This window comes from Streptomyces sp. HSW2009, from assembly GCF_040240285.1.
Taxonomy (GTDB): Bacteria; Actinomycetota; Actinomycetes; order Streptomycetales; family Streptomycetaceae; genus Streptomyces.
The window spans coordinates 1-6768 of sequence record NZ_JBEHZD010000452.1; the positions used below are offsets into that span (position 1 = coordinate 1).

Consider the following 6768-nt stretch of genomic DNA (forward strand, 5'->3'; position numbering starts at 1 on the left):
GTCCGCCGCGGGGCGCAGACGGGGGCTTAGTGGGCCCCGACGGGGGGCGCCGCGCCCCCGGCGCCCCCCCCCCGGGCCCCCCCCCGCGGGGGGGCGGGGGGCGCCGGGGCCACGCGGGGGGGGGCCCGCCGCGGCGGGCGGCCCCCCGATGTGGCTGTCTTACGCGTCCTGCCCGGGCTTCTCCGCCTGCGCGGCGGGCTCGGCCGCCGCGGCTGCCTCGGCATCCTTGGCCGGTTTCGCCGCCGCCTGCTTGGCCGGGGCGGGCTTGCGCAGCGCCAGGTGCAGTTCGCGCAGCCGCGCCTCGTCCACCTCGCTGGGCGCGCCCATCAGCAGGTCCTGGGCGTTGCCGTTGAGCGGGAAGGCGATGGTCTCGCGGATGTTGGGCTCGTCCGCGAGGAGCATCACGATGCGGTCCACGCCCGGGGCGATGCCGCCGTGCGGCGGGGCGCCGAACTGGAAGGCGCGGAGCATGCCGCCGAACTCGCGCTCCACCTCTTCCTGCGAGTAGCCGGCGATGCCGAACGCCTCGAACATGACCTCGGGCTCGTGGTTCCTGATGGCGCCGGAGGAGAGCTCGGTGCCGTTGCAGACGATGTCGTACTGCCAGGCGAGGATGTCGAGCGGGTCCTTCGTGCGGAGCGCTTCGAGGCCGCCCTGCGGCATGGAGAACGGGTTGTGCGAGAACTCGATCGCGCCGGTCTCCTCGTCCTTCTCGAACATCGGGAAGTCGACGACCCAGCAGAACCGGAAGACGTTCTCCTCGAAGTGCCCGGCACGCTTGGCGGCCTCGACCCGCACCGCGCCCATGATCTTGGAGACCTCGTCGAAGTCGCCCGCGCCGAAGAAGATCGAGGTGCCGGCCTCGCCGCCGACCTCCGCGACCAGCTTGGTCACGTCGTCCTCGGTGAGGAACTTGGCGATCGGGCCCGTCAACGTGCCGTCGGCGCCGATGCGCACCCAGGCCAGGCCCTTGGCGCCCTGCTCCACCGCGTACTCGCCGAGCTGGTCGAAGAACTTGCGCGGCTGCTCGCCGGTGCCGGGCACCGCCAGGGCCCGTACGTGCTTGTCGGCGAAGGCCTTGAAGCCGGAGCCGGCGAAGATGTGCGAGACGTCCACGAGCTCCAGGCGGGCCCGCAGGTCGGGCTTGTCCGAGCCGTACTTGAGCATCGCCTCGCGGAAGGGGATGCGCGGGAACGGCGAGGTGACCTCGCGCCCGCCGCCGAGCTCGTTGAACAGGTCGGTCATCACCTTCTCGATGACCTGGAACACGTCCTCCTGCTCGACGAAGCTCATCTCGACGTCGAGCTGGTAGAACTCGCCCGGCGAGCGGTCGGCGCGGGCGTCCTCGTCGCGGAAGCAGGGCGCGATCTGGAAGTACCGGTCGAAGCCGGCGATCATCAGGAGCTGCTTGAACTGCTGCGGGGCCTGCGGCAGCGCGTAGAACTTGCCGGCGTGCAGCCGCGAGGGCACCAGGAAGTCACGGGCGCCCTCGGGCGAGGTGGCCGACAGGATGGGGGTGGCCAGCTCGTTGAAGCCGAGCGCGGTCATCTTGGACCGGAGCGTGGAGATGACCTGCGAGCGCAGCATGATGTTGCGGTGCATGCGCTCGCGGCGCAGGTCGAGGAAGCGGTACTCAAGGCGGCGCTCCTCGTTCACGTTGTCCTCGGGGAAGACCGTGAACGGCAGCGGCTCGGCGGCGCCGAGCACCTCGACCTCGCTGACCTCCACCTCGATGGCGCCGGTGGGCAGCTCCGGGTTGACGTTGTCGGCGCCGCGGGCGATGACCCGGCCGTCCACCCGGACGACCGTCTCCTTGCTGATCGAGCTGAGCGCCTCGTTGGCGGCCGTGTCGGGGCGCACGACGAGCTGCACCAGGCCGTAGTGGTCGCGCAGGTCGATGAAGAGGATGCCGCCCAGGTTCCGTCGATTGTGCAGCCAGCCGCTCAGCCGCACCTCAGTGTCGACGTCAGCGGCACGGAGCTCGCCGCAGGTGTGGGACCGGTACCGATGCATCATTCATCCAAGTCGTCTGATCGGGGCGTGGACGGCTCGGGCGGGGGGCTTTTGCAAGGCCGGGGCCCGGGCGCGAGTGCCACTACGGGCAAGGTGCCAGCCTACCGCCCTGTCCGGGCCCCACCCGCACGGTGTCACCATGCAAGGCAGTGCCGGGCGGCTGGCCACCTCGTACCGGCCGGCCGCCGTGCACCGGGCGGCCAGCCGCCCGCACCATCACACTGGTAGATATTGACTAAATGAACCTAAAGTAGGGCAATGCGCACCGAGGATGTTCTGGCCACCATCAGGACCGGCCTCTGGCGGTGGGGCAACGCCTCGGGGGAGGTCTCCCTCGACGGCGAGGCGGCCCGTCTCCTGGGCCTGCCACCCGTACCCGCTGACCTCCCGGAGTCCACGGTCCGCGCCCGCTTCCACCCCGTGGACTGGGTCGAGATCAACGGCGTGGTCAACCTGGCGCTGGCCGAGGGCGCGCTCGCCGAGGCCAGGCTGCGGGTGGTGGACGAGGCCGGCCGGGTGCTGCGCACGGTGCGCAGCCGCACCAGGCCGGTCGTGCACGGCGAGTTCTTCGAACTGGTCGGCACGTTGGAGGAGGTGCCCGCGCCGCTGCCGGGCCCCGCGTCGGCCACCCCGATCACCGGCGACTGGCGGCGCAACCGGGAGGCGTTCTTGCTGGACGCCGGGCGCGCGCTGGCCGAGGCGCAGTCCAGCGCCGAGGTGCTGCGGGTGGCCGCCGGCCTGTCGATGCCCGGCTTCACCCCGGACGGCCTCGCGGTCTTCGGCGTGGACGGCAACCGGATCGTGGTCCTCGGCCACCAGGGGTACGGGGAGGGCGGCGCCGAGCCGTTCCTCGACCTGACGGTGGAGACCGACTACCCGGCGGCCGAGGCGGTGCGCACCGGCCGCGCGATCTACCTGCCGAGCCCCGAGGAGTACCGCAGCCGCTACCCGGTGGCCTGGCCGCTGTCCATGCCGTACGGGCGCCGCTCGTGGGCCTTCCTGCCGCTGATCGTGGCGGGCAAGACGATCGGCGCCTGGCTGGCCGCGTTCTCCGAGCCGGTCTCCTTCACGCCCGACGAGCGCTCGGTGCTCACCACCATCGCCCGGATGTTCGCGCAGGCCCTGTCGCGCGCCAGCCTGCACGACACCGAGCGGGAACTCGCCGACGGCCTCCAGCGCACCATGCTGCCCGACCGCAAGCCCGAGATACCCGGGCTGACCGTCGCCGCCCGGTACGTGCCGACCGGCGGCGGGCTCCAGGTCGGCGGCGACTGGTACGACGTGATCCCGCTGCCGTCCGGCCGTACCGCGCTGGTCATCGGGGACGTGCAGGGCCACGACGTACGGGCCGCGGGGCTGATGGGCCAGTTGCGGATCGCGCTGCGGGCGTACGCGACCGAGGGCCACCACCCGGACGCGGTGCTCTCCCGGGCCTCCCGGTTCTTCGCCGGCCTCACCGACAGCGGCGGCTGGTCGGACGGCGCGGGCCCGGACGACAGCGAGGAGGCCGAGCCGCGCTTCGCGACCTGCCTCTACATGGAGCTCGACCCGACCACCGGCACCCTGGACGTGGCCCGCGCCGGCCACCCCGACCTGGCGATAGCCCACGACGACGGCACGGTCCTGGTCCGCCCCACGGCCGGCGGCCTGCCGCTCGGCGTCATACCGGACGCCGACTACCCCACCACCAGACTCACCCTGGAACCCGGCGAAACCCTCCTGGTCTGCACGGACGGCCTCATAGAGACCGGCGGCCACGACCTGGAGACGGGCTGGGACCGCATCCGCACGGTCTTCACCGAACACCTCCGCGAGGTCACGTCGCAGCTCGCCCAGCCGGGGCCGAAGCCGGAGGCGGAACCGGAGCCGGAGCCGGGGCTGGGCGAGGGGGCGGAGGCGGGGGCCGACAGGGCCGAAAGGGTGAGCGGAGCGGCGGCCGAAGCCGCGGCGGAGGCAGTCGCAGCAGCCGTCACCGAAGCCGTTACGGAAGCCGCCGCCGAAGTCGCCGCCGACGTGCTGGACGGCGCCGCGCGGGACGCGGCCGGGCCCGCGCCCTGGCTGTGCAACCAGGAGGACCTGGACGCGCTGGCCGAAGCGCTGCTCCAGGCGGTGCACGGCCCGCCCTCGTACTACCGGACGGGCCCGCTGGCCGACCGGCGCGAGGACGACATCGCCTTCGTCCTGATATCCCGCGGGCTCACCGAACGCCCACCGGCCGGCCCGCCGCGCCGCCGCACCGCCATCACGGTGGCCCAGGCCCAGCCGGAACGGCTCGCCGAGGCCCGCCAGCAACTGCGCCAGACGCTGCACGACTGGTCCAACGACGACCAGGTGGAGTCGGCGGTCCTGCTGCTCTCCGAGATGATCACCAACGTGTTGGTGCACACGGACGGCGACGCCCTGGTGATCGCCGAGGTCAGCGGCGCCCACGGCAGCCGCAGGCTCCGCCTGGACGTGGCCGACGCCAGCGACGAACTCCCGCACCGCCGCCACCCCGGCGAACTCGCCTCGTCCGGCCGCGGCCTCCTGCTGATGGAGATGCTGGCGGACGACTGGGGCGTGGACCCGCGCGGCGAAGGCAAGTGCATCTGGTTCGAACTCCGCGAACAGTTCCCGGAACCGGAACCGGAACCGGAACGGGACCCGCTGGCGCGGGAGGCCGCCGCGGAGTCGCCGGCGGCGGGGCGGGCATAGGCCCCGCACGCCGTCGGGGCGGAGCCGATGCCCGGCCTGGCCCCCGGCGGCGTGTGGCGCGTCAGCCCCGCCGTCCCCACGCGGCCACCTCGCCATCGCGGCGACCTCGCCGCGTGGCCGCTTCGTTGACGCCCACCGTCCGCAACCCCCCGTCCATCCCCCGGACCCCACCACCACACCACCAGGGTTGGCCAGTAACAGCCGTTGTTCTCGGGGGAATTGGCGTCTCATGCTCTGTCCGGCGTCCTAGGGTGAGATCCGGGGAGAGCGGGGGGAGTAGCGCGATATGCGCGGTTATGGTGGGCGATGGGGGTATGGGGCCGTCGTCGTCGTGATGGCGGTGCTGGCCGTCGGGTGTTCGGGCGGTGGGGACGGGGCCGACGGGAAGGACCGGGGGCGCTCCGCGGCGCAGGCCGGTGAGCGGGGGGACGCCGGGGCGGAGCCTGCGCCCGAGGCCAGTGCGTTCGTGCCGCGGGCCGACCGGTTGCCGCGGGACCGGGCTGGGGCCGAGCGGCTGGCCAGGTCGATCACGCTGCAACCACGGTCGTTCGGGGCTGACTTCGCGCGGGGCGTGCCGTACGAGGACGACAGCAGCCAGTGGGGCGTGCTCGGTACGGACTGTACGTGGCAGCGCGGCACGTTGCCGGGTTCCGTGTTCACCAGCGTGGCGCGGCACTACGCGCAGCCCGCCGCGGGCGGCAAGGGCCCGGTGGAGGCCACCACCGTGGTCTCCGTACACCGGGACGCGTACAGCGCCGACCGGGAGATGGCGACCTCGCTTGAGGAGGTGTTGCGCTGTCCCACGCAGCAGCTCAACGCCGACGACGTGCTCAGCGACCTGCGGTCGGACGCCAGCGCCCGGGGCAACAACCGGCAGGAGACGGTCGACGACCACCTCTTCGAGCGCGGCAGCTACCGGAGCCGGACCACCGGCGGGCCCTATCCGTATGAGTGGGCGACCTCGCGGCTCGGGCCCGTCACGATCACGGTCACCGTCCGCGGCAGCAAGGGGCATTCCGCGGCGGGCGTGGGCGCGATACGGGCACGCGCTTTCGCCGATCTCCAGTGGCGGACCAAGAAGGCGCTCCAGTGAGGCCCGCGGACCGATCCGGCCGCGCGGCCGGGCGCCCCTCCGCGTGCGATCCCGCGGGCGATCTCCTGTGTGCCCTGCGTGCCCTACATGACCTGTGCGAAGGACGTCTCTGATGCGGCCGTTGCGGCACTCCGATCCCTCGACCATCGCGGGCTACCGGCTGCTCGGCCGGCTCGGTGCGGGTGGCATGGGCGTGGTCTACCTCGGGCGGTCGTCCGGGGGGACGCTCGTCGCGCTGAAGGTGATCCATCCCGAGCAGGCCGAAGACCCGGGCTTCCGGGTGCGGTTCCGGCGCGAGGTGGCCGCGGCGCGGCTGGTGCAGAGTCCGTGGGCGGTGCCGGTGGTCGACGCCGACCCCGATGCCCGGGCCCCGTGGCTGGCGTCCGCGTACGTGCCGGGCCCGGCGCTCAGCGAGGCCGTGGTGCGCACCGGGCCGCTGCCGCTGCCCACGCTGCGCAGGCTGGGCCAGTTGCTCGCGGAGGCGCTGGAGTCGGTGCACGCGGCCGGGCTCGTGCACCGCGACGTCAAGCCGGGCAATGTGCTGCTCGCGCTGGACGGGCCACGGCTGATCGACTTCGGCATCGCACGGGCCCTGGACGACACGGCGCTGACCGCGACCAACATGGTCATCGGCTCGCCCGGCTACCTCTCGCCCGAGCAGGCGCGGGCCGACGGCGCGGAGGTCGGGCCGCCCAGCGACGTGTTCTCGCTCGGCTGCGTGCTCGCGTACGCGGCGACCGGGCGGGCGCCGTTCGGCAGCGGTGACGCGCCGGCGCTGCTGTACCGGACCGTGCATGACGCGCCCGATATCGACGGGGTGCCGGAAGAGCTGTTTCCGCTGGTCGAACGGTGTCTGGAGAAGAACGTGCGGCGCCGCCCGCGCGCCCCCCCCCCCCCCCCCCCACAGGCCCTCGGCGCGGCGGGCCCCGCCCGCGCCCCCGGGGTGGCCCGGCCGGGGGCGGTGTCGT

4 protein-coding genes are annotated in these 6768 nt (G+C 73.5%); 3 read left to right on the forward strand and 1 reads right to left on the reverse strand.

Annotated elements, in window-relative coordinates; translation table 11 throughout:
* Positions 1–159 precede the first annotated feature (159 nt).
* Entirely contained in the window at positions 160–2013 is a 1854-nt protein-coding gene (gene aspS / locus AAHZ94_RS25940) for an aspartate--tRNA ligase (RefSeq protein ID WP_349995683.1), read from the reverse strand.
* A gap of 258 nt (positions 2014–2271) precedes the next feature.
* On the opposite strand from aspS, the gene AAHZ94_RS25945 reads away from it, so the two are divergent.
* From AAHZ94_RS25945 to AAHZ94_RS25955, 3 genes are all read left to right on the forward strand, one after another.
* Positions 2272–4707 carry an ATP-binding SpoIIE family protein phosphatase gene (locus AAHZ94_RS25945; protein ID WP_349995679.1) on the forward strand — a complete coding sequence of 812 codons (2436 nt, stop codon included), beginning with the start codon at positions 2272–2274 and terminating at the stop codon, positions 4705–4707.
* 286 nt (positions 4708–4993) lie between these two features.
* Positions 4994–5800: a hypothetical protein gene (locus tag AAHZ94_RS25950; protein ID WP_349995681.1), complete on the forward strand. Its 807-nt coding sequence runs from the start codon at positions 4994–4996 to the stop codon at positions 5798–5800.
* A 112-nt stretch (positions 5801–5912) separates the two neighbouring features.
* The coding region (locus AAHZ94_RS25955) for a serine/threonine-protein kinase (protein ID WP_349995682.1) at positions 5913–6768 on the forward strand (856 nt) is incomplete at its 3' end.